General features: G+C 74.7%; 22 protein-coding genes and 1 tRNA gene. 12 read left to right on the top strand and 11 right to left on the bottom strand.

The window, feature by feature from the left end; all coding sequences use genetic code 11:
* Window positions 1-65 precede the first annotated feature (65 nt).
* Complete coding sequence (locus tag ACFVVA_RS13655) at window positions 66-2,594, top strand: FtsX-like permease family protein (RefSeq protein WP_387688940.1); 2,529 nt, start codon at window positions 66-68, stop codon at window positions 2,592-2,594.
* A gap of 21 nt (window positions 2,595-2,615) precedes the next feature.
* On the opposite strand, the gene ACFVVA_RS13650 is transcribed toward ACFVVA_RS13655, so the two are convergent.
* The 3 genes from ACFVVA_RS13650 to ACFVVA_RS13640 all read right to left on the bottom strand — a co-directional run bounded on the left by ACFVVA_RS13650 (window position 2,616) and on the right by ACFVVA_RS13640 (window position 6,292).
* Window positions 2,616-3,854 carry a sensor histidine kinase gene (locus ACFVVA_RS13650; RefSeq protein WP_387688938.1) on the bottom strand — a complete coding sequence of 413 codons (1,239 nt, stop codon included), beginning with the start codon at window positions 3,852-3,854 and terminating at the stop codon, window positions 2,616-2,618.
* A gap of 140 nt (window positions 3,855-3,994) precedes the next feature.
* The gene (locus ACFVVA_RS13645) at window positions 3,995-4,495 is read right to left on the bottom strand and encodes a MarR family winged helix-turn-helix transcriptional regulator (RefSeq protein WP_387688936.1); all 501 of its coding nucleotides are present in this window, start codon (window positions 4,493-4,495) and stop codon (window positions 3,995-3,997) included.
* Between the two features lie 42 nt (window positions 4,496-4,537).
* A complete protein-coding gene (locus ACFVVA_RS13640; protein ID WP_387688934.1) occupies window positions 4,538-6,292 on the bottom strand; it encodes an FUSC family protein in 1,755 nt (584 codons plus the stop codon).
* 163 nt (window positions 6,293-6,455) lie between these two features.
* Between ACFVVA_RS13640 and ACFVVA_RS13635 the strand changes: the two genes are divergently transcribed.
* The 3 genes from ACFVVA_RS13635 to ACFVVA_RS13625 all read left to right on the top strand — a co-directional run bounded on the left by ACFVVA_RS13635 (window position 6,456) and on the right by ACFVVA_RS13625 (window position 9,012).
* Entirely contained in the window at window positions 6,456-7,244 is a 789-nt protein-coding gene (locus ACFVVA_RS13635; protein ID WP_387688932.1) for an alpha/beta fold hydrolase, read from the top strand.
* 120 nt (window positions 7,245-7,364) lie between these two features.
* The gene (locus ACFVVA_RS13630) at window positions 7,365-7,982 is read left to right on the top strand and encodes an RraA family protein (protein WP_387688930.1); all 618 of its coding nucleotides are present in this window, start codon (window positions 7,365-7,367) and stop codon (window positions 7,980-7,982) included.
* Between the two features lie 355 nt (window positions 7,983-8,337).
* Entirely contained in the window at window positions 8,338-9,012 is a 675-nt protein-coding gene (locus tag ACFVVA_RS13625) for a Crp/Fnr family transcriptional regulator (RefSeq protein WP_030288117.1), read from the top strand.
* 99 nt (window positions 9,013-9,111) lie between these two features.
* Here ACFVVA_RS13625 and ACFVVA_RS13620 read toward each other — a convergent pair whose 3' ends face one another.
* The 5 genes from ACFVVA_RS13620 to ACFVVA_RS13600 form a co-directional block, all read right to left on the bottom strand.
* A complete protein-coding gene (locus ACFVVA_RS13620) occupies window positions 9,112-9,945 on the bottom strand; it encodes an MBL fold metallo-hydrolase (RefSeq protein ID WP_387688928.1) in 834 nt (277 codons plus the stop codon).
* On the bottom strand, window positions 9,942-10,115 hold the full coding sequence (locus ACFVVA_RS13615; protein ID WP_387688926.1) for a hypothetical protein: 174 nt from the start codon (window positions 10,113-10,115) through the stop codon (window positions 9,942-9,944). Before ACFVVA_RS13615 ends, ACFVVA_RS13620 begins: the two co-directional genes overlap by 4 nt.
* A gap of 102 nt (window positions 10,116-10,217) precedes the next feature.
* The gene (locus ACFVVA_RS13610) at window positions 10,218-11,084 is read right to left on the bottom strand and encodes an NUDIX hydrolase (RefSeq protein WP_359905707.1); all 867 of its coding nucleotides are present in this window, start codon (window positions 11,082-11,084) and stop codon (window positions 10,218-10,220) included.
* Window positions 11,085-11,199: 115 nt separating this feature from the next.
* The gene (locus ACFVVA_RS13605; RefSeq protein WP_380541469.1) at window positions 11,200-11,667 is read right to left on the bottom strand and encodes a RidA family protein; all 468 of its coding nucleotides are present in this window, start codon (window positions 11,665-11,667) and stop codon (window positions 11,200-11,202) included.
* Window positions 11,664-11,822 (bottom strand): DUF4177 domain-containing protein, encoded by a 159-nt coding sequence (locus ACFVVA_RS13600; protein WP_094743074.1) that lies wholly within the window; start codon window positions 11,820-11,822, stop codon window positions 11,664-11,666. The genes ACFVVA_RS13605 and ACFVVA_RS13600 overlap by 4 nt, the downstream gene beginning before the upstream one ends.
* Window positions 11,823-12,066: 244 nt before the next feature.
* Here ACFVVA_RS13600 and ACFVVA_RS13595 point away from each other — a divergent pair, with 244 nt between their 5' ends.
* Window positions 12,067-13,140, top strand: coding sequence for an ArsA-related P-loop ATPase (locus tag ACFVVA_RS13595; RefSeq protein ID WP_387688923.1), 1,074 nt, complete (start codon window positions 12,067-12,069; stop codon window positions 13,138-13,140).
* Window positions 13,137-14,309, top strand: coding sequence for an ArsA family ATPase (locus ACFVVA_RS13590; RefSeq protein WP_359905699.1), 1,173 nt, complete (start codon window positions 13,137-13,139; stop codon window positions 14,307-14,309). Before ACFVVA_RS13595 ends, ACFVVA_RS13590 begins: the two co-directional genes overlap by 4 nt.
* Window positions 14,310-14,356: 47 nt before the next feature.
* On the opposite strand, the gene ACFVVA_RS13585 is transcribed toward ACFVVA_RS13590, so the two are convergent.
* Complete coding sequence (locus ACFVVA_RS13585; protein ID WP_030240986.1) at window positions 14,357-14,680, bottom strand: WhiB family transcriptional regulator; 324 nt, start codon at window positions 14,678-14,680, stop codon at window positions 14,357-14,359.
* Window positions 14,681-15,181: 501 nt separating this feature from the next.
* Here ACFVVA_RS13585 and ACFVVA_RS13580 point away from each other — a divergent pair.
* Window positions 15,182-17,464, top strand: a complete 2,283-nt coding sequence (locus ACFVVA_RS13580; RefSeq protein WP_387688920.1) for a transglycosylase domain-containing protein — start codon at window positions 15,182-15,184, stop codon at window positions 17,462-17,464.
* A 221-nt stretch (window positions 17,465-17,685) separates the two neighbouring features.
* Here the strand turns inward: ACFVVA_RS13580 and ACFVVA_RS13575 are convergent, their stop codons facing one another.
* Window positions 17,686-18,138: a GatB/YqeY domain-containing protein gene (locus ACFVVA_RS13575; RefSeq protein ID WP_359905693.1), complete on the bottom strand. Its 453-nt coding sequence runs from the start codon at window positions 18,136-18,138 to the stop codon at window positions 17,686-17,688.
* 744 nt (window positions 18,139-18,882) lie between these two features.
* Between ACFVVA_RS13575 and ACFVVA_RS13570 the strand changes: the two genes are divergently transcribed.
* The 4 genes from ACFVVA_RS13570 to ACFVVA_RS13555 all read left to right on the top strand — a co-directional run bounded on the left by ACFVVA_RS13570 (window position 18,883) and on the right by ACFVVA_RS13555 (window position 22,248).
* The gene (locus ACFVVA_RS13570; protein ID WP_387688918.1) at window positions 18,883-20,175 is read left to right on the top strand and encodes a helix-turn-helix domain-containing protein; all 1,293 of its coding nucleotides are present in this window, start codon (window positions 18,883-18,885) and stop codon (window positions 20,173-20,175) included.
* 190 nt (window positions 20,176-20,365) lie between these two features.
* Window positions 20,366-21,130 carry a CGNR zinc finger domain-containing protein gene (locus ACFVVA_RS13565; RefSeq protein WP_387688916.1) on the top strand — a complete coding sequence of 255 codons (765 nt, stop codon included), beginning with the start codon at window positions 20,366-20,368 and terminating at the stop codon, window positions 21,128-21,130.
* Window positions 21,130-22,074: a metallophosphoesterase gene (locus tag ACFVVA_RS13560; protein WP_380358346.1), complete on the top strand. Its 945-nt coding sequence runs from the start codon at window positions 21,130-21,132 to the stop codon at window positions 22,072-22,074. Before ACFVVA_RS13565 ends, ACFVVA_RS13560 begins: the two co-directional genes overlap by 1 nt.
* 100 nt (window positions 22,075-22,174) lie before the next feature.
* Window positions 22,175-22,248, top strand: a tRNA-Pro gene (locus ACFVVA_RS13555).
* Between the two features lie 482 nt (window positions 22,249-22,730).
* Here ACFVVA_RS13555 and ACFVVA_RS13550 read toward each other — a convergent pair.
* The gene (locus ACFVVA_RS13550) at window positions 22,731-25,532 is read right to left on the bottom strand and encodes an ATP-binding protein (protein WP_387688914.1); all 2,802 of its coding nucleotides are present in this window, start codon (window positions 25,530-25,532) and stop codon (window positions 22,731-22,733) included.
* 222 nt (window positions 25,533-25,754) lie between these two features.
* Between ACFVVA_RS13550 and ACFVVA_RS13545 the strand changes: the two genes are divergently transcribed.
* The gene (locus ACFVVA_RS13545) at window positions 25,755-26,132 is read left to right on the top strand and encodes a nuclear transport factor 2 family protein (RefSeq protein ID WP_387688912.1); all 378 of its coding nucleotides are present in this window, start codon (window positions 25,755-25,757) and stop codon (window positions 26,130-26,132) included.
* The last annotated feature ends 229 nt before the right edge of the window (window positions 26,133-26,361 follow it).

Genomic DNA, 26,361 nt, shown 5'->3' with positions numbered 1-26,361 from the left:
GGCCGATACCCCCGGAGCTAGGCTCGCGATGTCATCGAGGGCGAACCACCGGGGGGTAGAGCCGCGTGTTGAAGCTGGCCTGGCGAACGGTGCGGGCCCGGAAGACGGGCTTCGCCGGCGCCTTCACCGCGCTCGTCTGCGCCCTGGTCCTGACCGTCGCCTGCGGGGTCCTGCTGGAGTCCGCCCTGCGCGCGGGCACCCCCACCGAGCGCTACGCCGGGGCCCCGGTGGTGGTCGGCGACAGCACCCGCATCCCGGACGCCGGACCGCTGACCGCGGAACTCGCCCGGCTGCCCGGCGTCACGGCCGCCGTCCCGGAGGTCTCCTTCCCGGCCGCCGTGGTCACCGCCTCCGGGCAGGTCCTCACCGGACCGCAGGGCGGCCCCTCGCTCGGGCACTCCTGGACGAGCGCCGCCCTCACCCCGTTCCGGCTGACCGCCGGCCGCGCCCCGACCGGGCCGGACGAGGTGGTCCTCGACACCGCGACGGCCGCCCGCGCCGGGGTCACGGTCGGCGGCACCGTACGGCTGGCCACCACCGAGGCGCCCCGCGGCTACACCGTGACCGGACTGGCCGCGGCACCGCAGGAGTTGGCCCGTCAGAGCGCGCTCTTCCTCAGCCCCGGGCAGGCCGCCCGGCTCGCCGGGACGGCGGCCGGCGCGGACGCGATCGGGCTCACCGTGCGGGAGGGGACCGACCTGCGGGCACCGGCCGAGCAGGCCCGGCGGGTGCTCGCCGCGGCACGGGACCGCGCCGGCGCGCCGGACTGGTCCGGACCCCGGGTGCACACCGGCGACGAGCGGGGCGAGCTGGAGTTCTCCGGCACTCCCGGGCCCGGCGACGGCCTCTCCTCGCTGGCCGGGACGACGGGCGTGCTGTCGCTGTTCGTCGCGGCCTTCGTGGTCGCGGGGGCGCTCGCGCTCTCCGTCCAGCAGCGGCTGCGCGAGATGGCCCTGCTGCGGGCGGTCGGCGCCACCACCGGACAGGTGCGGCGGATGATCGCCCTGGAGACGCTGGTGCTGACCCTCGCGGCCGCGGTCGTCGGCCTCCCCGCCGGGACCGGCCTCGCCGCGCTGCTGCGGGGCGAACTGGTCGACCGCGGGGTGGTCGGCTCGGACGTGCCGCTGCACATCGGGCCGACCGCCCCGCTGATCGTCCTCGGCGGCGTCGTCGTCACCGCGCAGCTGGCCGTCGCGGCCGCCGCGCGCCGGGCCTCCCGGGTCGAGCCCACCCGGGCGCTGCGCGACGCCTCGGCTCCGCCGCCCGGCATCGGCCGGATCCGGACCGGGCTCGGGCTCGTGACGCTCGCCGGGTCCGGCGCGGTGCTGGCCGACTCGACCGACGGCCACCGCGGGGCGGGGACGGCCGAGAGCATGGTGCTGGTGCTGCTGCTCGGGGTGGCCCTGCTCGGACCGCTGATCGGCCGGGTCGCCAGCGTGGCGATCGGCGGGCCGGTGGGCCGGCTCTTCCCGGCGGCCGGCTTCCTCGCCTCGGCCGCGCTGCGGGCCCAGCCGCGCCGCTTCGCCGCCGCCGTCACCCCGCTGGTGCTGGCGGTGGCCTTCACCGGCACGGTGCTGTTCGTCCCGGTGGTCAAGGCCCGGGCCACCGCGGCCGAGGACGGCCGACGGCTGCTGGCCGACCACGTGGTCCAGGCCGTCGGGATCGGCCTGCCGCCGGAATTCACCGCCGCGATACGGCGGTTGCCGGGCGTCGCGGCGGCCGACGGCACGGTCTCCACGACCGTCCGGGCCTCCGCCGGGGACGCCGACGAGTACGGGCTGAACGCCCGGATCGTCGAGCCGCGAGGGCTGGCGGAGCTGGTCGACCCGGGGGTGACGGCCGGCTCGCTGGACGGGCTGCGCGACGCGGACATCGCGCTGGGGCAGCGGACGGCCGCCGCACTCAAGGCCGGCGTCGGCACCACCGTCCGGATCGAATGGCCGGACGGCACCGGCAGCACCGCGACGGTGGCCGCCGTGTACGACCGCGACGCGCGGTTCGCGGACGCCCTGCTGCCCGCCCCCTTCGCCGCCGCCCACGCCCCGGACCCGCTCACGCCGACCGTCCTGGTCCGTACCGCCCCCGGAACCGACCCGCGGCAGGTCGGCCGGGAACTCCACGACCTCACCGCGGCCTACCCGATGGCCCGGGTCGGCGACCGGGCCGAGTACGACGCGGCCCGCCGGCAGCGGCAGGAGTCCGCCACCGCGGTCGGACGGCTGCTGCTCGGCATGATCGGCCTGTTCACCGCGATCGCCGTGGTCAACACCCTGGTGATGGCCACCGGCGAGCGGCGGCGCGAGTTCGCGCTGCTGCGGCTGGTGGGCACCACGCGGCCGCAGGTGCTGCGGATGGCGGCCTGGGAGGGCGGGATCACGGTCGCGGTGGCCCTCGCCCTCGGTACGGCGGTCACCGCCGCCGTCCTGGTCCCGGTCAGCCTGGCGCTCACCGGGACGGCCTGGCCCGCGCCGCCCGGGAGTTGGGTGGCCGCGGTGCTGGGCGGGGCGGCGCTGCTGGGGATGGGCACCGTCCTGCTGACCACCCGGCTGGCGCTGCGCCGGAAGCCGATCGAGACGATGGGGGCGCGCGAGTAGCGGCCCCGGGCCGGGCCCCGCTCAGGCGGCGCGAGCGGCTTCCCGGGCGGGCTCGGCCTCGACGACGGCCGTGAGGTGGAACCAGCCCGCTCCGTCCCGCTCGGCGGTCAGCCGGCCGCCGACGGCCCGCAGCCGCTCGGTGAGGTTCCCGATGCCGTGGCCGCCGCCGTCCTCGCGCGGTGCGCCGCCCGGTTCGGGCGGCACGCCGTCGTTGGAGACCACCAGGCGCACCGCGCCGAACTCGTCCCGGCCGGCCCGGATCCCGCAGCGCCGGGCCGCGCTGTGCCGCAGCAGATTGGTGACCGCCTCACGCAGCACGGTGGCCAGCACCCCGTCGAGTTCGGGCCGCAGCCCCTCGCAGTCCAGTTCGGCCTCGACCCCGATCCCGGCCGCCCGCAGCGCCGAGACCGCCGAACGCGCCTCCCGCGCCAGGGACATCCCGAGGTCGCCGCTGGGGAGCCGGCGGGCGTCCGCCATCGCCTGCCGCACCAGTGCCAGCACCTCGGCGATCTCCGCGCGGGCGCGTTCCGGCTCCTCCGCGGCCAGCCGTTCGGCGAGCTGGCACTTCAGCGCCGCCACCGAGAGGCTGGAGCCGAGCAGGTCGTGCAGGTCGCGCGCGAAACGCAGCCGCTCCCGGTCCACCGCGAGCTCGGCCAGCTCGGTCCGGGCCGCCCTCAACTCGGCTGTCAGATCGGCGAGTCGGGCCACCCCGTAGACCACGATGCCGCCCACCGCGGTGGACACCGACGCGTTGACGCACTGGCCGGGGTTCCCGCCCAGCGCCGCGCAGAGCGGGTACTGGGCGGCCACCAGTGCGACGAACAGCACCCAGGAACGCGGCAGTGCGACGGTCAGCAGCACCGAACCGGCGAACGACCCGGGGATGCCGACCCACGCCCCGTCGAAGAACAGGAACGGCAGGTAGGTGAGCACCCCGTGGACGACCAGGCTCCACGGCCACCAGCGCCGCGCCAGACGCCACGGACCGGCGTGCCCGATCTGCAGGCCGAGCAGGACCAGCAGCAGTGCGACGGCGGGCAGTTGGTAGGCCAGGCCGTCGTGGTTGCGGACCGTGGCCACCACCGAGGCGGCGCAGAAGCCGACGGCGACCATGGCCACGATGCCCCGGGTGAGCCGCGCGAGCGGGTCGCCGGAGCTGCCAAAGCCGCCGGAGCCGCCGGCGCTGCCGGGGCTGCCGAATCCGCCGGCGTGCTTCGGACGGGAGCGATCGGTGTCGGTTCGGTCCGCGCTGTGGCCCAAGGGGAACTCCCGGTAGACGGCTCGACACACCGCGCGCCCAGCGGGAGCCCGCCGCGCACCCGGCGCCCCCGTACGCCCGCACCACGAGCATAGTTTCCCGCCGGAGCACCACCGTTGACGCTCCGCCACAGTTCGCCGGCTCAGGCCGGGGTGCGGCCGATCGTCCCCTCAAGGCTGTTCAGCAGGCCGCTGAGGGCCTCGGCGAGCCGGTCCTGCTCGGCGGGGGTGAGTCCGGCCAGCAGGGCGCGGTCGTAGGCGACGAGCTCCTGGATCAGACCGTCCACCAGCGTCCGGCCCTCCTCGGTGAGCGCGAGGTGGGCGACCCTGCGGTCCCGGTCGTCGGTGCGGCGGCTGACCAGGCCGCGCTCCTCCAGCAGCCGCAGTCGCTTGGTGACGGCGGCCCCGGAGGCGAAGCTCTCCCGGGCCAGCTGGGTGGGGGTCAGCTCGCGGTCGAGGCGGCGCAGGGCGCCGAGGATGTCGAACTCGGCGCGGGTGAGGCCGGCCCGGGTGAGCGGGTCGGGGGTCTGCTGGAGCAGCGCGGCACAGCGGTTGATCCGGCCGAGGACGGCGATCGGAGCGGTGTCCAGCCCCGGGTAGGCCCGCTCCCACTGGCGCAGCACACCTGCGACGACGTCCTCCACGTGTGCTGCTCCCGTTCTGCGGCCTGCCGTTCGGCTTCGATCCTAGGGCGTGCCGGTCGCGGCCCCGGCCGTGCCCGTCGCGGCCCGGGCCGTGTCCGGCAGGGCCGGGCCGGGATCGGACAGGCCGCCGCGGCCGCGGTGTTCCAGCAGCGCGGCCAGCAGGTGGTGGGCCTGCTGCTCGGTGGCGGTGGCGCGCTGGTGCGGGAGGGCGGGCCGGCGCCACTCGCCGGCGGCGGTGTCGGTGGCCTCGCGCAGCTCCAGCAGGGCCGCGGCGAGGCCGGTGCGGGCGGCGAGGGCGTCCGGGGTGCTCGCGGCGAGGGCGCCCGCGACGGCCCGGACGCCCGGGCCGGGCGAGGCGGCCGCGACGGGCGAGGCGGCGCGGACGGCGGCCGACGCGCGGCGGCCGGCCGCTTCCGCTCCAGCGAGCGCGCGGGTCAGCCGGGCGGCGGTGCGGCGGTTGGTGACCAGCAGGCAGGCCGTGAGGCCGGCGAGCGCCCCGACGCAGGTGTCCAGCCAGCGGTCGGCGATCAGCACCCCGGCCGGCTGCGGGCCCGCGAACTCCGTCATCAGCAGCGCCATCGGGGTCACGAAGACCGTCGCCAGCCAGTAGCTCCGGGCGATCGTCGCCTCCGCCCCGAACTGGCAGACCAGCCCGAGCCCGATCAGCGCCAGCGGGCCGGTGTGCGCGACGGGCAGCGCGGCGGTGAACAGCAGCAGGCCGAGCAGGTTGCCCAGCACCCGCTGCAGCGCGCGCTGCCAGGACAGCGTGCTGTTGGCCTGGAACACCGAGGCCGCGGTGACCACCGCCCAGTACGGCCGGCCGACGCCGAGCGCCAGCGAGATCCACCCGGCACCGGCGCAGCCGACGGCGACCCGCAGCGCGATCGGCAGCAGCGCCGAACCGGGCCGCAGCGCCCGCCGCAGCGGCGGTCGGGGGCCTGGACGGCGGGCGGAAGGCTCGGCCGCCTCCGCCTCGGTGAGGTCGAGCGTCGGCAGCGGGCGCCCGCGCCGCAGGTCGCGGGCCAGGCCGAGGTACCGCGCGGCGTCCTCGGGCCGGGCCGGTCCGGCCAGTGCTGACTCCGCGCGCACCAGCAGCCGCTCGGGCGCGTCGCCGAGGTCGCGCCGCCGGGACGGGGTGGAGAGTGCGAGGCTCTGCCAGGCCGTCTCGACCGCGCCGACCAGGGCGGTTCGGACGGCGGCGTCCGGCTCCGGCTGGCCGGGCCTGGTCCGCAGCAGCCGGGCGGCGGCCTCCAGGGCGCGGGCGGTGGCGATCCGCTCGGGCCCGTACGGGCGCACCAGGGCCGGGGCCATGCAGACCAGCCAGGCCAGCGCGGCGCCGAGCGCGGTGAGCGCCAGGTGCGGCGGGACCTCGGCGAGCCGTTGCGGGAGGAAGGCGCAGCTGGCGGAGGTGAAAGTGATGATCAGACTGCCGGGCGGGCCGATCCGGGCGGCGTCGCAGAACAGCTTGTGCAGGGCGGCGAGCACCGCCGCCATCGCGACCAGGACGGCGGCGTCGCGGGTCAGTGCGGCGGCGGTGAGGGCGGCGCCGGTGCTGAGCACGGTGCCGAGCAGCACGCCGGCCAGCGTCCGGGCCCGGGCCCGGTAGGGCAGGCCGTGCCCGTACAGCGCGCCCAGGCCGCCGGCCGAGGTGTAGAGGGCCAGGTCGAGCCGGCCGAGGCCGAGCAGGGTGAGGTTGAGCGCGCCGAGGGTGACCACGGCGCTGAGCGCGGGCTTGTGCCAGCCGTCCCCGGCCGGACCGACCCGAAGTGCCTGGCGGAACTGGGCGGTTGTGACCATGCAAAAAAGGTTAGCAGGTAATTTACCCGTGAAACATATGCGCTCGGACACCTCTCCACAGGGGTCCGGAGGGTCCGGAAGAAAATTTCGGCCGGAGCGATGAGTTCTGCGGCGAACCCCGGTCTACCTCCACGACCGACTCGTACGACAGTAAGGAACACCCATGAACACCGTGGTCTCCACCGACGGCACCGTCCTCGCGTGCTCCGTCACCGGATCCGGCCCCGCCGCCGTCCTGGTCGACGGCGCGCTGTGCCACCGCGGCATGGGGCCGAGCGCCTCGATCGCCGAACAGCTGGCGGCGCGGCACACCGTGTGGACCTACGACCGGCGCGGTCGCGGCGACAGCGGGGACACCCCGCCCTTCGCGGTGGAGCGCGAGATCGAGGACCTGGCCGCCGTCATCGCGGCGGCGGGCGGCTCGGCCCACGTCCTCGCCCACTCCTCCGGCGCCGCACTCGCGCTGCGGGCCGCCGCCGCGGGTACCGGTATCACCCGACTCGCCGTCTACGAGCCGCCGTTCAGCACCGGGGAGGCGCAGAGCGAGCGCTTCCGCCAGTACGTCGCCGAGCTGACGGCGGCGCTCGCCGAGGGGCGCCGCGGGGACGCGGTCGCGGCCCTCATGGTCTACGCCGGATCGCCGGCGGAGATGGTGGACGGGATGCGCGGCGCGCCGGTGTGGCCGCTGTTCGAGGCGGTCGCCCCGACCCTGGCGTACGACGCGGCGGCGCTCGGCGACCGGACCGGCGCGGTCGTCCCGGTCGACCTGCTGGCCACGATCGCCGTGCCGACCCTGGTCCTGGACGGCGGCGCCAGCCCGGAGACGCTGCGGGCCCCGGCCCGCGCGGTGGCGGCGGCCGTGCCGGACGCCGAGTACCGGACGCTGGACGGCCAGACCCACGAGGTGTCCGCCGAGGTGCTGGCGCCGGAACTGCTGAAGTTCTACGCCTGACGCGCGGCCCGGGGGCACCGTCCGGTCTTCCGACGATCCCCGGCGTCGCATCTCCGGCGCGCACCCACCCGACGGACAAGCAACGACGGACAACCAACGACGAACGACCAACGAGGAAGCATGGACGAGGACTTCAAAGACATCCCCACCACCACCCTGGCCGACGTCCTGGGCCGCGCCCAGGTCATGGACGCCGGCCTGCGCCCGCTGTGGACGGGCATGCCCCGGGTGGCCGGACCGGCCTTCACCGTGCGGTGCCCGCCCGGCGACAACCTGATGCTGCACGCGGCGATCCACCGGGCCGGGCCGGGCTCGGTGATCGTGGTGGAGTCCGGCGACCCGGACCACGCGCTGGCCGGCGGCAACGTCTGCGCGGTGGCGCAGCGCCGGGGCGTGGCGGCCTTCGTGGCCGACGGCCTGATCCGGGACCTCGCCGAGGTGCGGGAGCTGGCCTTCCCGGTCTTCGCCCGCGGGGTGATCCCGATCCCCGGGGCGAAGGAGCGGCTTGGCACCCACGGCGCCCCGGTGACCTGCGCCGGGGTGTCGGTGGCGGCCGGCGACATCGTGGTGGCCGACGAGGAGGGCGTCGTGGTGGTGCCCGCCGCCGAGCGGGCGCGGGTCCTGGAGGCGGCCCGGGCGAAGCTGGCCAAGGAGGCGGCCGAGACCCTGGACGACTGGGAGGCCGCGCACCGCGCCCGGATCGACCGGGCCCTCGCCGAGCTGGGCTTCACCGGCTGATCGCCCGGCTCCGGTACGGTCCGCCCGGACCCTGAGCCGGGCGGACCGGGGGCGGACCGAGGGGCTCCGCCGGCGCTCGTCGCCGGGCGGTCCGGCGGCGGGACACGCCCGCACGACGGGGTCCGTTTCCCTGTTCGAATCGAATGGACAAAGGTTCGATCGGCGGCCTCCCCCGGGCTCCCGTCACCGGGTCCGGCCGGTGACCCCCCGGTACGAATGGCCCCGCACGGCGCACCTCGGCACACCCCCTCCTCATATGATCGGAGCGACATGCGCCATGCTTGGTGATGCAGAACACTGAACGGAACTTGCGCCGGACGGCCCACCCGCCGTACGGCCGAGAAGGAGGAAGCACGTGGACGACGTTCTGCGGCGCGCCGCACTCTTCGCGGCACTCGACGACGAACAGGCCGGCGAGCTGCGCGCTTCCATGACCGAGGTCACCCTCGCCCGTGGGGAGTCGCTGTTCCACGAGGGCGACCCGGGCGACCGGCTGTACGTCGTGGCGGAGGGCAAGGTCAAGCTGCACCGCGCCTCGCCGGACGGCCGCGAGAACATGCTGGCCGTGCTCGGCCCCAGCGAGATGATCGGCGAGCTGTCGCTGTTCGACCCGGGTCCGCGCACCGCGACCGCCAGCGCGCTGACCGAGGTCAAGCTGCTGGGCCTCGGCCACGGCGACCTCCAGCCCTGGCTGCACGCCCGCCCCGAGGTCTCCATCGCGCTGCTGCGGGCCATCGCCCGCCGCCTGCGCCGCACCAACGACGTGATGTCCGACCTGGTCTTCTCCGACGTGCCCGGCCGCGTCGCCAAGGCCCTGCTGGACCTCTCCCGCCGGTTCGGCGTGCAGTCCGAGGAGGGCATCCACGTCGCCCACGACCTCACCCAGGAGGAGCTGGCCCAGCTGGTCGGCGCCTCCCGCGAGACGGTCAACAAGGCGCTCGCCGACTTCGCCGGCCGCGGCTGGCTGAAGCTGGAGGCCCGCGCGGTGGTGCTGCTGGACGTCGAGCGGCTGTCGCGCCGCTCGCGCTGACGCCGGTGAAACGCCGCTGACGCCCGCGAACGCGGAGGGGCCCGTCCGATCCGGACGGGCCCCTCCGCGTTCACCCCCGCAGTTCCCGCGGTCGGGGGATCACTCGGCGCCCGGGATCAGCCCGTGGTCCTCCAGGTAGTCCAGCTGGGCCCGCACCGACAGCTCGGCGGCCGGCCACAGCGCCCGGTCCACGTCGGAGTAGACCCGGGCCACCACCTCGGGCGCGGTCCGGCAGCCCGCCTCGACCGCGGTCTCCACCTGGGCGAGCCGGGTGGCCCGGTGGGCCAGGTAGAAGTCGACGGCGCCCAGCGCGTCCCCGAGCACCGGGCCGTGGCCGGGCAGCACCGTGCGCACGCCGTGGTCGGAGGCCATGGTGTGCAGCCGGCGCAGCGAGTCCAGGTAGTCGCCCAGCCGGCCGTCGGGGTGCGCGACCATCGTGGTGCCGCGGCCGAGCACGGTGTCGCCGGTGAGCACCGCGCCGTCGTCCGGCAGGTGGAAGGTCAGCGAGTCCGAGGTGTGCCCCGGGGTGGCCACCACCCGCAGGTCGAGGCCGCCGACGTCCAGGCGCTGGCCGCCCACCAGGCCCTCCGAGCCCAGCCGGTGCGCCGGGTCCAGGGCCCGCACCTCGGAGCCGGTCAGCTCGGCGAAGCGGGCCGCGCCCTCGGAGTGGTCGGCGTGGCCGTGGGTGAGCAGGGTCAGCGCGATCCGCTTGCCCCGCTCCCGCGCGAGGTCGACCACCCGGCGCAGGTGGCCCTCGTGCAGCGGGCCCGGGTCGATCACCACCGCGAGGTCCGAGCCGGGCTCGGAGAGCAGCCAGGTGTTGGTGCCGTCCAGCGTCATCGGCGACGGGTTCGGTGCCAGCACGCACAGCGCCCGAGGGGTGGCCTCGCCGCCGACGGCGGCGGCGGGGTCGCCCGGCAGGAGTCCGCTCACCGGCCGCCTCCGCCGTCTCGGTGCAGGGCCCGCAGCGGCAGTGCCCGGACGAGGGCGCGCTGCGCCACCTCGACGAACGGGACCTGGCTCTCGCAGGCGGGGTCACGGGGAGTCAGACGGCGGGCGGGCATCTCGGGCGCCGTCCGGCGAGCCACGTCGTTGTGGGTCATCGGGCGTCGGTCCTCTCTCTGCGTCGGTACGGGAAGGTCGCGTCCTGCGGGGTGTACGACCCGCAGCCGGACGGGGCCCGGGTGGCCCCACCGGTGGAACGGTCAGGAGCCCTCGGGGAACTCCCCGTCGATGGTCAGTTCCTGGTAGCCGGGCCAGCGGACCGTCAGGCGGTCGCCGCGGATCTCGGCCCGGCCCAGGACCGGCGTCAGCGGGCGGTCGGCGGCCGCGGCCAGTGCCTCGGCCGCGGTCCGGGCCGAGGACAGCTCGCGCAGCACCGTCACGGTCGGCGGCAGCATGCCGAACCGGCCCTCCCGGTGGCCGCGCACCGCCTCGGCGGGGGTCAGCCAGGCGACCCGGTCGGCCTCGCCGACCTCCAGGGCCGCGCGCTGGCCGGCCGGCAGCGCGGCGACGAAGAACCAGGTGTCGTAGCGCCGTTCCTCGAACTCGGGGGTGATCCAGCGGGCCCAGCCGCCCAGCAGGTCGCTGCGCAGCACCAGGCCGTGGTCGCGGAGGAACTCGGCGAAGGACAGCTCGTGCGCCTCCAGCGCGGCCCGCTCCGCGGACCAGTCGCGCGGCGCGGCGACGCTGTCGGCGTCCGGGCCGGCCAGCAGCACGCCGGCCTCCTCGAAGGTCTCCCGGACGGCCGCGCAGACCACCGCCCGCGCCGTCCGGGCGTCCACCCCGAGCCGTCGCGCCCATTCCCCGGGCGTCGGCCCGGCCCAGCCCGGCTCGACCTCGGCGTCCCGCGGGTCCACCCCGCCGCCGGGGTAGGCGTACATCCCGGCCGCGAAGGCCATCGAGGTGCGCCTGCGCAGCAGGTAGGCCTCCGGCCCCCCGGCGGCGTCGCGCAGCAGCACGACGGTCGCGGCGGGCCTGGGCACCGGCGGGGTCACCGCGCCGGATGCGACCGCCCGGATCCGGGCGGGCCAGCCGGGCGGCATCGGGAGCGTCGTCGCTCGATGGTCCATGCCCGGATGCTAGGGCGTGCCCGGCGATTCCCGCCAGGCTCACGGATCGATCGGACACACTCCGGCCACACGGGGGCGGGGCCGGACGGTCCCGGCCCCGCCCCCGCGATCACGTTCAGACGGTCTTGACGCGCACCACGAGCTCGACCTCGACCGGGGCGTCCAGCGGCAGTACCGCGACGCCGACGGCGCTGCGGGCGTGCACGCCCGCGTCGCCCAGCACCTTGCCGAGCAGCTCGCTGGCGCCGTTGACGACGGCCGGGACACCGATGAAGTCGGGGGCGGCGGCGACGAAGCCGACGACCTTGACGACCCGCTCGATCCGGTCGAGGTCGCCGATCACGGACTTCACGGCGGCCAGGGCGTTCAGCCCGCAGATCTGCGCGAGGTCCTTGGCCTCCTCCGGGGAGACCTCGGCACCGACCTTGCCGGTGGTCGGCAGCTTGCCGCCGACGACCGGGAGCTGGCCGGAGGTGAACACGAGGTCGCCGGAGTGCACGGCCGGCACGTAGGCGGCGACCGGGGCGGCCACCGGAGGCAGGGTCAGGCCCAGCTCGGCGAGCTTCTCCTCGACCTTGCTCATGCGTTCTTCTCCCGCTTGAAGTAGGCCACCAGCTGCTCCGGGTTCGGGCCGGGCACGACCTGGACGAGCTCCCAGCCGTCCTCGCCGAAGTTGTCCAGGATCTGCTTGGTGGCGTGCACCAGCAGGGGCGCCGTCATGTATTCCCACTTGGTCATGGCCAGACTCTAGACGAGCCGTCGCGGTGATCCGCTCCGACGGCCGCGAGGCGTGTGAGGTGGGGCACAAAGAGGGCATGATCCGGCCTGACGGCCCAGGTGCTCCGGGCATCCGGTGCGCTCCCTGGTTACCCTCGCGAGAGGGCACCCTGGTGAAGGGCACCCCCGTCGGGAGGGGACCCTGGTGAGGGGCACCCTCGTCAGGAGGGGACGCCCGTAGGACGGAGACGGACGGAGACGGAGCGTGGCACGCACCCCCGGCCAGGCGGCCCGGCGCGACCCCGACTGGGAGGGCGTCCGGCTGCACGTGGTCAGCGGCAAGGGCGGCACCGGGAAGACCACGCTGGCCGCGGCGCTGGCCCTGGCGCTCGCCGCCGACGGCGGACGGGTGCTGCTGATCGAGGTCGAGGGCCGGCAGGGCATCGCCGAGCTGTTCGGGATCGCCGCGCTGCCGTACGAGGAGCGCCGGATCGCCTCGGTCTCCCGCGCCCAGCTGGGGCTGGCCGCCAGTGGGGGCGGGCCCGGCGAGGTCTTCGCGCTGGCGATCGACACCGAGCTGGCGCTGCTGGAGTACCTGGAGATGTTCTACAAGCTCGGCCGGGCCGGGAAGGCGCTCCAGAAGGTCGGCTTCGTCGACTTCGCCACCACCATCGCGCCCGGTGTGCGGGACGTCCTGCTCACCGGCAAGGCCTGCGAGGCGACCAGGCGCAAGGACCCGGACGGCCGGCGGCGCTACGACGCGGTGGTCATGGACGCCCCGCCGACCGGGCGGCTGACCAGGTTCCTGAACGTCAACGCGGAGGTCGCCGGGCTGGCCCGGATCGGCCCGATACACACCCAGGCGCAGGCCGTGATGCGGGTGCTGAAGTCACCGGAGACCGCGGTGCACCTGGTCACCCTGCTGGAGGAGATGCCGGTGCAGGAGACGGTCGACGGCATCGGGGAGCTGCGCGAGGCCAAGCTCCCGGTGGGCGGGGTGATGGTCAACATGGTCCGGCCGCCGGTGCTGGACGCGGCGGCGGTGGCCGCGGTGGACGGGGACCACCGCGAGGAGGTCGCCGTGGCGCTCGGCGAGGCCGGACTCGGCGGCCGCACGCGCGCCGCGGAGAAGGTCCGGGCGGCGGTGGAGCCGCTGATCGACCCCCTGCTGGCGCAGGCCAGGGAGCACGCCGAGCGGGTCGAGCTGGAGCGCGCGCAGCGCGCCGACATCCAGCAGCTGCGGCTCCCGACGTACGAACTGCCGCTGCTGGGCGAGGGCGTGGACCTCGGCGGGCTGTACCGGCTGGCGGGCGAACTGAAGCGGCAGGGGGCGGCATGACCTCGAACAGCGGGGTGCGGAGCACCGGGCGGCGACTCGCGGTGGACGAGCTGATCGACGACCCGAAGACCAGGATCATCGTCTGCTGCGGCTCCGGCGGCGTCGGCAAGACCACCACCGCCGCGGCGCTCGGCCTGCGGGCGGCCGAGCGCGGCCGCAAGGTCGTGGTGCTGACCATCGACCCGGCCCGCCGGCTCGCCCAGTCGATGGGCCTGACCGAACTCGACAACACCCCCCGGGTGGTCAAGGGGGTCACCGGCGACGGCGAGCTCCAGGCCATGATGCTGGACATGAAGCGGACCTTCGACGAGGTCGTGCTGGCCCACGCCGAGCCCGAGCGGGCCAAGGCGATCATGGAGAACCCCTTCTACCAGTCCCTGTCGGCCGGCTTCGCGGGCACGCAGGAGTACATGGCGATGGAGAAGCTCGGTCAGCTGCGCGCCGCCGAGGAGTGGGACCTGATCGTCGTGGACACCCCGCCGTCCCGCTCGGCGCTGGACTTCCTGGACGCGCCCAACCGGCTCGGGTCCTTCCTGGACGGCCGGGTGATCCGGATCCTCACCGCCCCGGCCAAGGTCGGCGGGCGCAGCGCGATGCGCTTCCTGAACGTCGGGATGGGACTGCTCACCGGCACCCTGGGCAAGATCTTCGGTGCTCAGCTGCTGACCGACGTGCAGACCTTCGTCAGCGCGATGGACTCGATGTTCGGCGGCTTCCGGGAGCGCGCGGACCGCACGTACCAGCTGCTCAAGGCGCCGGGCACGGCGTTCCTGGTGGTGGCCGCGCCGGAGCGGGACGCGCTGCGCGAGGCGGCGTACTTCGTGGACCGGCTGGCCGCAGACCGGATGCCGCTGGCCGGGCTGGTGCTCAACCGGGTGCACGACACGGGGGCACCGCAGCTCACCGCGGAGCGGGCGCTGGCGGCCGCCGAGGCCCTGGAGGAGAACGGCTCGGAGCACGCCTCGCCCGCTGCGGAACTGCTCGCGGCCGGGCTGCTGCGACTGCACGCCGAGCGGATGCAGATCATGGGGCGCGAACGCCGTACCCGCGACCGCTTCGTCTCGGTGTACCCGGACGTGCCGATCGTGGAGGTGCCGGCGCTGCCGGGCGACGTGCACGACCTGGACGGGCTCCGGGCCATCGGGGACCGGCTCAACGGCGCGGTGTAGCCCGCGCCCGGGGGCCGACCGGCCCGGACCGCGCGGTGCGGCCGGGCTCAGCCCGCCTGGGCGTAGTCCGTCAGTATCACTCCGGTCGCGAGGGACTCCTCGTACTCGGTGCGTGCCGTCTCCAGCAGCCTCCGCCACGAGATGACGGTCGGACGTCGGCGCAGCAGCGCACGGCGCTCGCGCTCCGTCATCCCTCCCCACACCCCGAACTCCACCCGGTTGTCCAGGGCGTCCGCGAGGCACTCCGTCCGGACGGGGCAGCCGCTGCACACCGCCTTCGCGCGGTTCTGCGCCGCCCCCTGGACGAACAGTTCGTCCGGATCACTCGTGCGGCAGGCGGCCTGCGCACTCCAGTCGTCAACCCAGCCCATGCCGGCGCCGTCCTCTCCCGTTTCGAGGCTCCCCCACGGCGGCAACGGCATATTCACCGTTGCCAGTTGAGGACGTTACGGAAGAACGACAGCTTGCAACAGCCCCTTCGGGCTCAATCTCGAATGACCCGATTGGACTATGGGTATCGATCAGCTCACTCGTTGGAGTGATCGCAGGTCGCACGCCTTGCCAAAAGCGGAGCCCGCACTCTCGCCACAGGAGTCACCACGGAGCGTGACTGAACACACGGGTACAGCAGGCCACAGCTGCCTCAAAACCCGGCCATCACGGGGCATTTCGGGCAAGTCTCCTCGCCCACAAGAGTGAGCGATGTTGACGCACCGAAGCTGTCGCAAGCTTGTGACAAGCCTAGGCGAACGCCTGCCGCTGTGTGCGGGAATCCGCGACGTAGGGTTCTCCCCATGGCACCGAAGCGCCCACAGGCACCCCAGCCCCCAGGCAACACCGGAGCTCCGCGCGGCAGGACCGGCGGATCACCGTTGGAGCACGCCGGCAACGGCGTGAAGTTCCTGGGCGTCAGCGTGCTCTCCGGAGTCCTGCTGGCCGGTCTCGCCCTGCCCGCCGTCGGCGCCATCGGGCTGACCGCCAAGGACACGGCGGAGAGCTTCGACAACATCCCGGACGACTTCAAGACCCCGCCGCTCACCCAGGCCACCCAGATCTTCGACGCCAAGGGCGGGCTGATCGCCAAGGTCTACGAGCGCGACCGCACGGTTCTGACCGCCGATCAGATGTCGCAGTTCATGCGCCACGCCCAGGTGGACATCGAGGACGCCCGCTTCTACGAGCACGGCGCCGTCGACCTCAAGGGCATCCTCCGCGCGGTCAGCAAGAACGCGGAGAGCGGCACCGCCTCCCAGGGCGCCTCCACCCTGACCCAGCAGTACGTGAAGAACGTCAACGTGGAGAAGGCCGGCGACGACCAGGCGGCCGTCCTGGAGGCCCAGCGCAAGACCCTGGGCCGCAAGATCCAGGAGCTCAAGGTCGCCATCAAGCTGGAGGAGGACCTGTCCAAGGACCAGATCCTCACCAACTACCTCAACATCACCTTCTACGGCCACCAGGCCTACGGGGTCGAGGCCGCCTCCCAGCGCTACTTCAGCAAGAGCAACAAGGACCTGACCGTCGCCGAGGCCGCCACCCTGGCCGGCATGGTGCAGAACCCGTCGTCCTACGACCCGGTGCGTTACCCCGAGAACACGGTCAAGCGCCGCAACGTCGTGATCGACAAGATGCTGGAGAACAAGCACATCACCGCCGACCAGGCGAAGGAGGCGAAGGCCGCCCCGCTGGGCCTGAAGTACAAGGACCCGCAGAACGGCTGCATCACCGCCCAGGCCGGCATGGGCTTCTTCTGCGACTACGTCCGCCACGTGGTCAAGCAGGACCCGGCCTTCGGCAAGAACGCCGACGAGCGCAAGAAGGTGTGGAACACCGGCGGCCTGAACATCTACACCACGCTGGACCCGGACAAGCAGGCCGCCGCGCAGAACGCCGTCACCAAGAAGGTCAACGTGACCGACACGGTGTCGGCCGCCGCGACCATGATGGAGCCGGGCAGCGGCAAGATCCTGGCGATGGCCCAGACCCGCCCGTACGGCCTGGACCCGAACAAGAACCAGACCGTCGTCAACCTCAACGTGGACGCCGCGATGGGCGGCGGCAACGGCTTCCAGACCGGTTCGACCTTCAAGCCGATCCTGGCCACGGCCGCGCTGGAGTCGGGCATGTCGAACACCCAGGCGTTCCCGTCCGAGAACAAGATCGAGTACCCGCAGATGTCCACCTGCTCGGGCACCTGGAAGAACACCGTCAAGCCCAAGGAGACGGTGAAGAACGAGCAGGACAGCGAGGTCGGGCCGTACCAGCTGAAGGAGGCCATGGCCCGCTCGGTCAACACCTACTTCGTGCAGATGGAGCAGCAGGTCGGCCTCTGCGCGATGAAGCAGATGGCGAACAAGCTGGGCATCACCCAGTCCGCCAAGGGCGACGCCTTCCAGGAGGTGCCCTCGATGGTCCTCGGCACCCTGGAGCTCTCCCCGCTGACCATGGCGAACGTCTACGCGACCTTCGCCGCCCGCGGCAAGTACTGCACCCCGATCGCGATCAACAAGATCACCACGGTGGACGGCAAGGACATCCCGGTCCCGCAGTCCCAGTGCAGCCAGGCCTTCTCCGAGCAGACCGCGGACTCACTCAACGCCGTCCTGCTCAACGTGACCGAGAAGGGCACCGCGGCCGCCCTGACCATGGACGACGGCCGCAAGATCGCCGGCAAGACCGGTACCACCGACGAGAAGAAGGCCGCCTGGTTCAGCGGCTACACCCCGTCGCTGGCCGCCGCGGTCTGGCTCGGCGGCCCGGCCGGCGGCGTCAAGATGAAGAACATCACCATCGGCGGCAAGTACTACCCCGAGGTGTTCGGCGCCGACGGCCCCGGCCCGATCTGGGCGATGGCGATGAACCAGGCGCTCAAGGGAACGCCGCTGGAGCCGATCCAGACCGCCAACATCCCGGACCCGCTGCCGGCCACTCCCCCGGCGGGCGCCACCGCACCGGCCACCGACCCGAACGCCCCGCAGCCCGGCGGCAACCCCCCGCCGCCGCAGCAGGGCGGCAACCCCGGTCAGCCCGGCGGCCAGCCCGGCGGGCTCCCCGGTGGACTGCCCGGCGGCTTCCCCGGCGGGTTCACCTTCCCGCCCTTCCCCGGCAACGGGAACGGGAACGGCGGCCGGCACGGCGGCGGCAACGGGAACGGCTGACCCGTCCGGGCCGCGAACGGCCGGCACGGCGAAGGGGCGCCCTCCAGTGCGGAGGGCGCCCCTTCGGCGTTGTCGCCGGGGCGGCGCATCGCCGGGCGGTGCATGACCGAGGCGGGGCGTCACCGGGGCGGCGCGTCACCTGGGGGCGTCACCTGTCCCGTCACCTGGGCGACGGGACAGGACCGGCGGACCGGCGCCCACTGGGGCGTCCGGCACCCGGCTCAGGCCAGGGCGGCCTTCACGGCCGCGGCGACCCGGCCGCCCTCGGCCAGGCCGTCGACCTTGGGCTTCACCAGCTTCATGACGGCGCCCATCCCCTGCGGGCCGCTCGCACCGCTCTCGGCCACGGCGGCCGCCACGATCGCGGCCAGTTCCTCGTCGGAGAGCTGCTTGGGCAGGTAGGTCGCCAGCACCTCGCCCTCGGCCCGCTCCCGGGCCGCCTGCTCCGTCCGGCCCGCCGTGTCGAAGGCCTCGGCCGCCTCCCGGCGCTTCTTCGCCTCGCGGCCGATCACCTTCAGCACATCGGCGTCGGACAGCTCGCGCTTCTGCTTGCCCGCCACCTCCTCGCTGGTGACGGCGGCGAGCGTGAGCCGGATGGTGGACGCGCGCAGCTCGTCCCGGTCCTTGATGGCAGCCGTGAGGTTCTCGTGCAGCTGCTCCTTGAGCGTTGTCATTTCCTCTTCTTATCCTTCGGCTGTGGGTGGGCTCAACCGGGTTTCCCTGGGCGTCCACCGGGGTTTCCGCAGTTGAACGAGTATCCCCCGAGAACCCCGGCCGGCATCCCCGACAACCCCGGCCGAGGGCGCCCGACAGCCCGCCGGACGGTGCCGATCCGACCCGGGAACGGGCGGCGGTCGATTCCATGAACAATCGATGCCCGACTCCGGGAACAAGCGACGGGATTCGGCCACGGTGGCCGATAATGCTTGCACAATATCGGCCGCAATGCCGAAAATTGCCGGATCCGGAGCGAAGTTGCCGGTCCCGGAGGGGCAAATCGAACGCTGTGACCGCTTCGCCGAAAATAGTCCGCGTAGTACACTCGTTCGCGCGTCGCTTGAGCAGCCGATGGCGGCGATCACCTCACCTCGAATCACCGTCGAATCATCGCCGAAGACCGCCACGAACAACTGCGACAACCCGTCATCACGTCCCCGATTCATTATTCCACGGCACTGGCACACTGCCGCCCAGGCACCTGGCGGCCCTGACACCTGGCGGCCCGGGTCCCTTGCGCCCCCTGCCGGAACGAGCGCGCACGCCTGCGCTCCGCCCGGCTGCCCGACCGCCCGGCGACAGTGATCGCTTTTCGGAGCGATGGGCGCCGTAAAAGCGGCGCATCGAGTTCTGACTTTTATTCTGCTCACAACAGCAGGAAGCGCGGGGGAATGGACAACAATCAGCTTCGATCGATGTTGGTGACCCAACGGAAGATGGTCGGCTGGAGCCAGGAGCAATTAGCCGAACACTCCACTGTCAGCGTCCGCACCATTCGCAACCTGGAAACCGGCGCCATCAAGAATCCGCGCCGCAGTTCCGTGGAACTCCTGGTGGGCGCGCTGTTCGCCGCGGCGACCAACCGGGACGACACCCTGCTCTCCCAGGTCGTTCACGCGGGCGCCCCGGCCGGGCTGCCGCCCACCCGGCCGGAACCCGGATTCCCGGCCCGCGTCGCCGAGCTCCCGGACAACGCGCGGTGGCGGGGACTGCGGCCCAAGACGGACATCACCGTCGGCCGACGGGCCGACCTGCTGCACGTCGTGACCGCCCTGCGACCGGGCCGTCCGCTGGTGCTCACCGGACCGGCCGGGGTCGGCAAGACCCGGCTGGCGCTGGACTCGGCCGCCCACCTGCTGGACCGCTTCCGGGACGGCGTCGTGGTCCTGGAGCTCGGCTCGGTCACCCCCGAGGCCGTCGACCCGGCGGCCGCCTCGGCCCAGGCCCAGCGCGCGCTCGACGCCCTCCTCCGGGGCTTCGGCCGCGACCCGCGGACCGGCCCCGAGCTGCAGCTGCTGCTGGTCGTCGACAACGCCGAGCACGTCATCGACACGGTGGCCCGGCAGGTCAGGACACTGCTGGCGCGGCACCCGGCACTCCATATCATGATCACCTCGCTGCGGGCGCCCGCCGGGGTCCCCGCCGACCTGTGGGAGGTCTCGCCGCTGTCGGTCGACCACCCGGACGGCCCCTACGGCTGCCCGCCGGCCGCCGAGCTGTTCTGCCACCGGGTGCACTCGGTCGCCCCGACGCTCGACCTCGGCGACCAGATGCCGCAGGTGGTCGAGCTCTGCCGACGCCTCGGCGGCCTGGCGCTCGCGATCGAGAACGCCGCCGTGCGGATGCGCTCGGTGCCCCTGCACGTCCTGGTGGACGAGTGCCGGGTGCTGCCGATCCTCGGCCAGGAGGAGGTCGGCGGGCTCTCCCACCACCGCTCGCTGCACCGCAGCCTCGCCTGGGCGTACGGACTGCTCGACGAACGGCAGCGCCGGGCACTCAGACGGCTTTCCCGGTTCCCCGAGGAGTTCTCCATCGACGACATCCGGCAGGAGCCCGTCGACGGCGGCGGCCCGGCCGGCCGGGAGCCCTCCCGCAACCTCGACGTCCTGGCCGAACTGGTCGACTTCTCCGTCGTCCAGGTGAATCGTGGCCACCAGTACGCGTACCGGGTCCCCCGGATGATGCGCGAGTACGTCAACGCCATTCCGGCCTGAGGCCGGCCCGCGCCCCCGTCGCCCGGAGTGCCGCTCCGGGCGACGGGGGCGCCGGGCGACGGGGTGCTCCGCACCTCCGGGCGGAACCTCCTGACCAAGGGTCAGCCCTTCCGCCCGGCAGCGGCCCACCCCTCTCCGTTCCCCTCCGGCCCCGTAACCCGTCTTCCCGGTTACACCTATCCTGGGGCGCATGACCGACGGAGACGACCCGGTCCCCCAGAACGCGGCCGACGCGACCGGCCCTGCCGACCCGGCCGCCGCACCGCCCGACGGCACGGCCGGCCGGCACGCCCCGCCCGGGCTGGTCCTCACCACCCCCGGAGGCAGCCGCTTCCACTTCGACCCCGGCGCCCTCTGCCTGGAACTGCTCACCACCGGCGGACCCGGCCCGTACGCCCGGTACGAGGTGCTGCACCGGCCCGCCGACCTCGCCGCCTGGCTCCCGCCGTCCCGGCTGCGGCTGCCCGCCGACGCCGTACGGATCTCCCCCGCCGAGCTCACCGCCACCCGCACCCTGCGCGACGCCCTGTGGCACCTGGCCGCCGCCCGCGCCCACGGCCGCCCCGGCGAACCCGAGGACTACACCGTCCTCAACCGGGCCGCCGAGCACCCGCCGCTGGTCCCCCGGATCGCCCCGGACGGCACCGCGGCCGCCCCGCCACCCGCCGACGGAGCCCAGCTGGCCTCCACCCTCGCCCGGGACGCCATCGCCCTGCTCACCGGCCCGTACGCGGACCGGATCCGGGAATGCGGCGCCCACGACTGCCGACTGATCTTCGTCGACACCTCGCGCCCCGGCCGCCGGCGCTGGTGCTCGATGGAACGCTGCGGCAACCGCCACAAGGTCCGCTCCCTGCGCGCCCGCCGGGAGACCGAGGAGACGCCCCCGGCCGCCGCCCTCCCCGCCGACTCCGGGCGTGCGCCCGCTGATCCACCGTCTGAGAGCATGGGCTGATGCGACCGCTGTACTCCGTTCCCCTCGGCATCGCCGCCGCCGGCACCGCCTGCCTCGCCTACTCCGTCGGGTACGAGGTCCGGGCCTTCCGCCTCCGCCGGATCGAGGTCCCCGTCCTCCCGCGCGGCGCCCGCCCGATCCGGGTCCTCCAGGTGTCCGACATCCACATGGTGAGCGGGCAGGGCAAGAAGCAGCGCTGGCTGAAGAGCCTGGCCGGCCTGCGCCCCGACCTGGTGGTCAACACCGGCGACAACCTCTCCGACCCGCTCGGCGTCCCGGCCACCCTCGACGCGCTCGGGCCCCTCATGGAGTTCCCCGGCGTCTACGTCTTCGGCTCCAACGACTACTACGGCCCGGCCCGCAAGAACCCGGCACGCTACCTCCAGGCCATGCGCAGCGGCGCCCACGGCATGAACAACCCCGACGGCACCGCCCGCCGCGGCATCACCGGAGCCGTCCACAACCCGTGGGAGAAGCTCCGCGACGGCTTCGACGGAGCCGGCTGGCTCGACCTCACCAACACCCGCGGCCGGCTCACCGTGAACGGGCTCGACCTGGAATTCACCGGCCTCGACGACCCCCACATCCGCCGCGACCGCTACAGCGACGTCGCCGGCGGCCCCTCCGCCGACGCCGACCTCTCCCTCGCCGTCGTCCACGCGCCCTACCTGCGCGTCCTCGACGCCTTCACCGCCGACCGCTACCCGCTGATCCTGGCCGGCCACACCCACGGCGGCCAGCTCTGCATCCCCTTCTACGGCGCCCTGGTCACCAACTGCGACATCGACACCCGCCGGGTCAAGGGCCTCTCCACCCACACCGCCGGCGGCCACCGCTCCCACCTCCACGTCTCGGCCGGCTGCGGCACCAACCGCTACACCCCCGTCCGCTTCGCCTGCCCGCCCGAGGCCACCCTCCTCACCCTCGTCCCGGCCCCCCGCTGACCCCCGCCGGACGCCCGCCCGAAACCGGATTTCGTGTCTCGGCGAGCGTCCGGTAGAGTTCTACTCGTCGCGAAGGAGACGGAGCGACAAACCGCAAGACCGGGGTGTGGCGCAGCTTGGTAGCGCGCTTCGTTCGGGACGAAGAGGCCGTGGGTTCAAATCCCGCCACCCCGACCCAGTACAGAGGGCCTGCCGGAGAAATCCGGCAGGCCCTCTGTCGTTGTGCGGGGCCGCCCGGGTGACCGATCCTCAGCCGCTCCGGCGGCGGGGGCCTGCCGCCGAGTCCGCCGGTCGGTGGCCGGCGGGTTCCGCCGGCCAGGTGTGCCGGGTCCGGCCGTCGGCCGGGCTCCGGATCGCGGACCTGCGGCGACGCCCCGTCCGGACGGCCCGTCGGAGCTCCCTGGACGCCTGTGGTGCCGTCGCCGGCCGGTTCGCCCGCGGCCGCCTCCGCTCCGGCCCCGGAATCGCGCTCGGCATCGACGGGGCCATCGCGATCGTCGCGGAGGGGCCCGCCGCGCGGCCCCCCGGAACAGGTCGTGGTTCGCACCGTGTTCGGCCCCTGGAAAGCTCCGGAGCGGACGGCGGGAAGGGCCTCGGACCACCAGTGGGGCGGGCACGCGGGCGCGAGTGGACGCCGTGCGCCGGGCGGCGTCGGGTCAGAGGACGGTGGTCAGTTCGGTGCGGGAGGTGATGTTGAGCTTGGGGTAGGCCTTGTAGAGGTGGTGGGCGACGGTACGGGGGCTGAGGAAGAGCTGGGCGGCGATGTCGCGGTTGGTGAGGCCCTGGGCGGCGAGGCGGGCGATCTGGAGTTCCTGGGGGGTGAGGGGGGACTGCGGGGTGCCGGTGGGGGTGGCCGGGGCGGGGGTGCCGGTGGCGGAGAGTTCGGTGCGGGCGCGGGCGGCCCAGGGGTGGGCGCCGAGGCGGTCGAAGGTCTCCAGGGCGGCGCGCAGGTGGGGGCGGGCGTCGGTGCGGCGGCGGGTGCGGCGCAGCCATTCGCCGTAGAGGAGGGCGGTGCGGGCCTGTTCGAAGGGGCGGTGGGCCGTCGCGTGCCGGGAGAGGGCGGCGCGGTAGGCGGTCTCGGCGAGTTCGTCGGGGCCGAGCAGGGCCTGGCAGCGCAGGCGGAGGGCCTCGGCCCAGGGGCGGTCGGCGGCGGCCGTCCAGCGGGCGAAGCGCTCGTAGGGTTCGGCGGCGCGTTCGGGGGTGCCGAGGCGGACGGCGGCCTCGACCAGGTCGGGGACGGCCCGGGTGGCGCTGATGTGGTGCCGGTGCGGGCCGGTGGTGAGGGTGTGCAGCCGGTCGGCGGCGTCGCCGGCGCGGCCCTGGCCGAGGTCGAGCAGGGCGAGCGCCCACTGGACCCAGGCCAGGCCGGCCGCGGGGGCGGCGGTCTGCGGGCCGGTGGTGGCGAGGGCGGTCGCGGCGAGTTCGGCGCAGCGGTCGGTGCGGCCGTCCAGCGCGGCCAGGCAGGCGAGCAGCGCGGTGAGTTGGCTGACCCACTGGTGCTGGCCGGTGTCCCGGGCGAGGCCGAGGCCTTCGGTGGCGGTGAGTTCGGCGTCGCGGTGCCGGCCGTGGAAGAGTTCGGCCTCGGCCAGGAAGAACTGCAGGGTGGGCATCACTCCGACGGTGCCCTTGGCGCGGGCTTCGGCGATCAGTTCTGCGGCGAGTTCGGCGGTCTCCTCGTCGCGCCCGAGGACCAGGGTGGCGCCGCACAGCTGGACCAGGTCGACCGGGCTGTCGGCCCCTGCCCGGCGGGCGGCCTCCACGGCCTCCCGGACGGGCCGAAGCGGCGCGGCGGGCCGGCCGAGCGCGGGCAGGACGGCCGCGGGCAGGTGGCGGGCGAGCGGGGCGAGGGGGTCGTCGGCGGCGAGCGGCAGGACCGCCAGGCGGTCCAGGACGGCGACCACCGGCTCCTCCCCCGCGTACCAGGCGGCGTGGAAGGCCTGGAGCAGCATCCGGGCGGCGTGCATCGGGTCGATGTCGGTGCCGGCGGCGTCGAGCAGCAGCCGGTGGGCGGTCGGGTGCGCGCCGCGCCAGAAGTGCGCGGTGGCCCGGACCTGGTCGAGCAGGGCGTGCGCCAGGACGTTGTCGGTCCGGCCGGAGGCCTCGTCGGCGAGTTTCTCCGCGCGCTCCAACTCGCCTTCCTCGGTGGCGGCTTCGGCGGCCAGGACGAGCCGGCGGGTGGCGCTGTCGCGGTCCGGGGTGAGGCGGGCGGCGCGCTCGTACGCGGCGGCCCCGCCGTGGCCGCCGCGGCGCTCGGCGCGGACGGCGGCGCGCTCCAGCGCGTCGGCGAGGCCCGCGTCGGGGCCGGTGGCGGCCAGCGCGAGGTGCCAGGTGCGGCGGTCGCCGTCCGGCAGGGCCCTCGCCACGGCCTGATGGGCCGTCGTCTTCTGGTGGTGCGGGGCGCGCTGGAGGATCGCGGAGCGCAGCAGGGGGTGCCGGAAGGCGATCCGGCGGTCGGCCGTGACCGTCGCCAGGCCGGACTCCTCGGCGGGCGCGAGGTGTTCGGCGGTGACGCCGAGGGCGGCCGCTGCGGGCAGGACGACGTCCAGCGCCCCGTTCTCCTCCGTGGCGGCGACCAGCAGCAGCGTCTGGGTGGCCGCGGGCAGGCCGGTGACCTGGCCGTGGAAGGCGATCAGCAGCCGGCTGGTGAGCGGCAGGCCGCCCGGCGCCGACATGTGCGGCCCGACGGCGACGGGGAGTTCGGTGAGCGCGAGCGGGTTGCCGGCCGCCTCGGCGAGCAGCCGGTCGCGCGCGGTGGCGGGCAGGCCGGGGCCGGCCCGCCGGGCCAGCAGCCGGGTGGCGTCGGCCTCGGACAGTGCGGTCACCTGTCGTTCGGGCAGCCCCAGCGGGCGCTCCGCCGCGCCGCCGGTGGCCCCGGGGGCACCGGCGGCGCGGGCGGCGAGCAGCAGGGCCACCCCCTCGGCCTGGAGGCGTCGGGCGGCCAGCAGCAGCGCCTCCAGTGAGGCCCGGTCCAGCCACTGCACGTCGTCCATGACGCACAGCAGGGGCCGGTCGGCGGCGAGTTCGGCGAGCAGACCGAGCGTGGCGAGTCCGACGAGCAGCCGGTCGGCGCGCCCTTCACCGGCGGCCGGGCCACCGGCGACCGAGCCACCGGCGGCCGGAACGCCGTCCGCCCCGTGGCCGCCCGGCCGGCCCTCGTCGGAGAGCCCGAACGCCGCCTCCAGCGCCCGCCGTTGCGGACCGGGCAGGGCGTCCAGCCGGTCCAAGCCGGGTGCGAGCAGCAGGCTCAGCCCGGCGTACGGCAGCTCGGCCTCGTACTCAACGCCGGCCGCCCGGATCACCCGGAACGACTCCCCCGCCCGCGCCACCGCGTCGTCCAGCAGCGCGGTCTTGCCGATGCCGGCCTCGCCCCGGAACAGCAGCACCCCGCTGCGGCCGGCCCGCGCCGCGTCCAACAGGCCGTCCACGGCGGCCTGTTCGCCTTCCCTCCCGTACAGCATGCCCCGACCCTACCCACCCGGGCCCGCACCGCCGTCGGCACCGGCAGCGACGCCACTAGCGGCACCGGTACCGGCACACCGCCGCGCGCCCCGGCACACCCCGGCGGAGGCTACGTACCCCCATGCCCATACGTGACGGATTCGCCGCCCGCCGCCCGTCCGTACCGTGGTGAGCACCGGGAACGACCCGGCCAACCACCCACCGGAAAACGGGAGATGACGATGACCGAGATCACCACCGCCGCCCTCCAGCAGCTCGCCGAGCGCTACCTCGCGGTGTGGAACGAGACCGACCCGGCGGCCCGCCGCAAGCTGGTCGACGAGGTGTGGGCCGAGGACGGCCGCTACACCGACCCGCTGGCCGCCGTCACCGGCCGGGACGCCGTCGACGCGCTGATCGGCGCCGCCCAGGCCCAGTTCCCGGGGCTGGAGTTCACCCTCGGCCCGGTCGACGCCCACCACGACGTCGCCCGCTTCACCTGGAACCTGGGCCCGGCCGGCGCGGAGCCGGTGGTGATCGGCTTCGACGTTCTGGCGGCCACCCCGGACGGCCGGATCGGCGCGGTGTACGGCTTCCTCGACCGCGTACCGGGCGCCTGAGCCGCAAACCCGCGTACCGGGTGCCGGGCGCCGGGCGCCTGAGCCGCAGACCGCCGCGCCGCCCGAGGGCGGGCCGCCCCCACCGCGCCCGCCCCTCGGCGCCGGACTGCCCCTCGGCGCTGGACTGCCCTCGGCGCCGGACGGGCCCTCACCGCGTACGGCGCCGCGGACGGCAGTGTCCGGTGGCCGGTGCCCGTGGGCCCGGTCCGGTTCCTGCCGCTGGGAACGC

The organism is Kitasatospora sp. NPDC058048, assembly GCF_042885555.1.
In the GTDB taxonomy this organism is placed as follows: Bacteria; Actinomycetota; Actinomycetes; order Streptomycetales; family Streptomycetaceae; genus Kitasatospora; species Kitasatospora lactacystinica.
Note: the sequence above shows the minus strand (reverse complement) of the source record. Positions and strands in the feature narration are given on the sequence as shown.

What these genes read in the sequence shown, in the direction of transcription:
- ACFVVA_RS13640 (WP_387688934.1), bottom strand. Translation starts at nt 6,292, where the DNA reads ATGGTCACAACCGCCCAGTTCCGCCAGGCACTTCGGGTCGGTCCGGCC.
- ACFVVA_RS13635 (WP_387688932.1), top strand. Translation starts at nt 6,456, where the DNA reads ATGAACACCGTGGTCTCCACCGACGGCACCGTCCTCGCGTGCTCCGTC.
- ACFVVA_RS13630 (WP_387688930.1), top strand. Translation starts at nt 7,365, where the DNA reads ATGGACGAGGACTTCAAAGACATCCCCACCACCACCCTGGCCGACGTC.
- ACFVVA_RS13615 (WP_387688926.1), bottom strand. Translation starts at nt 10,115, where the DNA reads ATGACCCACAACGACGTGGCTCGCCGGACGGCGCCCGAGATGCCCGCC.
- ACFVVA_RS13610 (WP_359905707.1), bottom strand. Translation starts at nt 11,084, where the DNA reads ATGGACCATCGAGCGACGACGCTCCCGATGCCGCCCGGCTGGCCCGCC.
- ACFVVA_RS13605 (WP_380541469.1), bottom strand. Translation starts at nt 11,667, where the DNA reads ATGAGCAAGGTCGAGGAGAAGCTCGCCGAGCTGGGCCTGACCCTGCCT.
- ACFVVA_RS13600 (WP_094743074.1), bottom strand. Translation starts at nt 11,822, where the DNA reads ATGACCAAGTGGGAATACATGACGGCGCCCCTGCTGGTGCACGCCACC.
- ACFVVA_RS13590 (WP_359905699.1), top strand. Translation starts at nt 13,137, where the DNA reads ATGACCTCGAACAGCGGGGTGCGGAGCACCGGGCGGCGACTCGCGGTG.
- ACFVVA_RS13585 (WP_030240986.1), bottom strand. Translation starts at nt 14,680, where the DNA reads ATGGGCTGGGTTGACGACTGGAGTGCGCAGGCCGCCTGCCGCACGAGT.
- ACFVVA_RS13575 (WP_359905693.1), bottom strand. Translation starts at nt 18,138, where the DNA reads ATGACAACGCTCAAGGAGCAGCTGCACGAGAACCTCACGGCTGCCATC.
- ACFVVA_RS13565 (WP_387688916.1), top strand. Translation starts at nt 20,366, where the DNA reads ATGACCGACGGAGACGACCCGGTCCCCCAGAACGCGGCCGACGCGACC.
- ACFVVA_RS13560 (WP_380358346.1), top strand. Translation starts at nt 21,130, where the DNA reads ATGCGACCGCTGTACTCCGTTCCCCTCGGCATCGCCGCCGCCGGCACC.
- ACFVVA_RS13550 (WP_387688914.1), bottom strand. Translation starts at nt 25,532, where the DNA reads ATGCTGTACGGGAGGGAAGGCGAACAGGCCGCCGTGGACGGCCTGTTG.
- ACFVVA_RS13545 (WP_387688912.1), top strand. Translation starts at nt 25,755, where the DNA reads ATGACCGAGATCACCACCGCCGCCCTCCAGCAGCTCGCCGAGCGCTAC.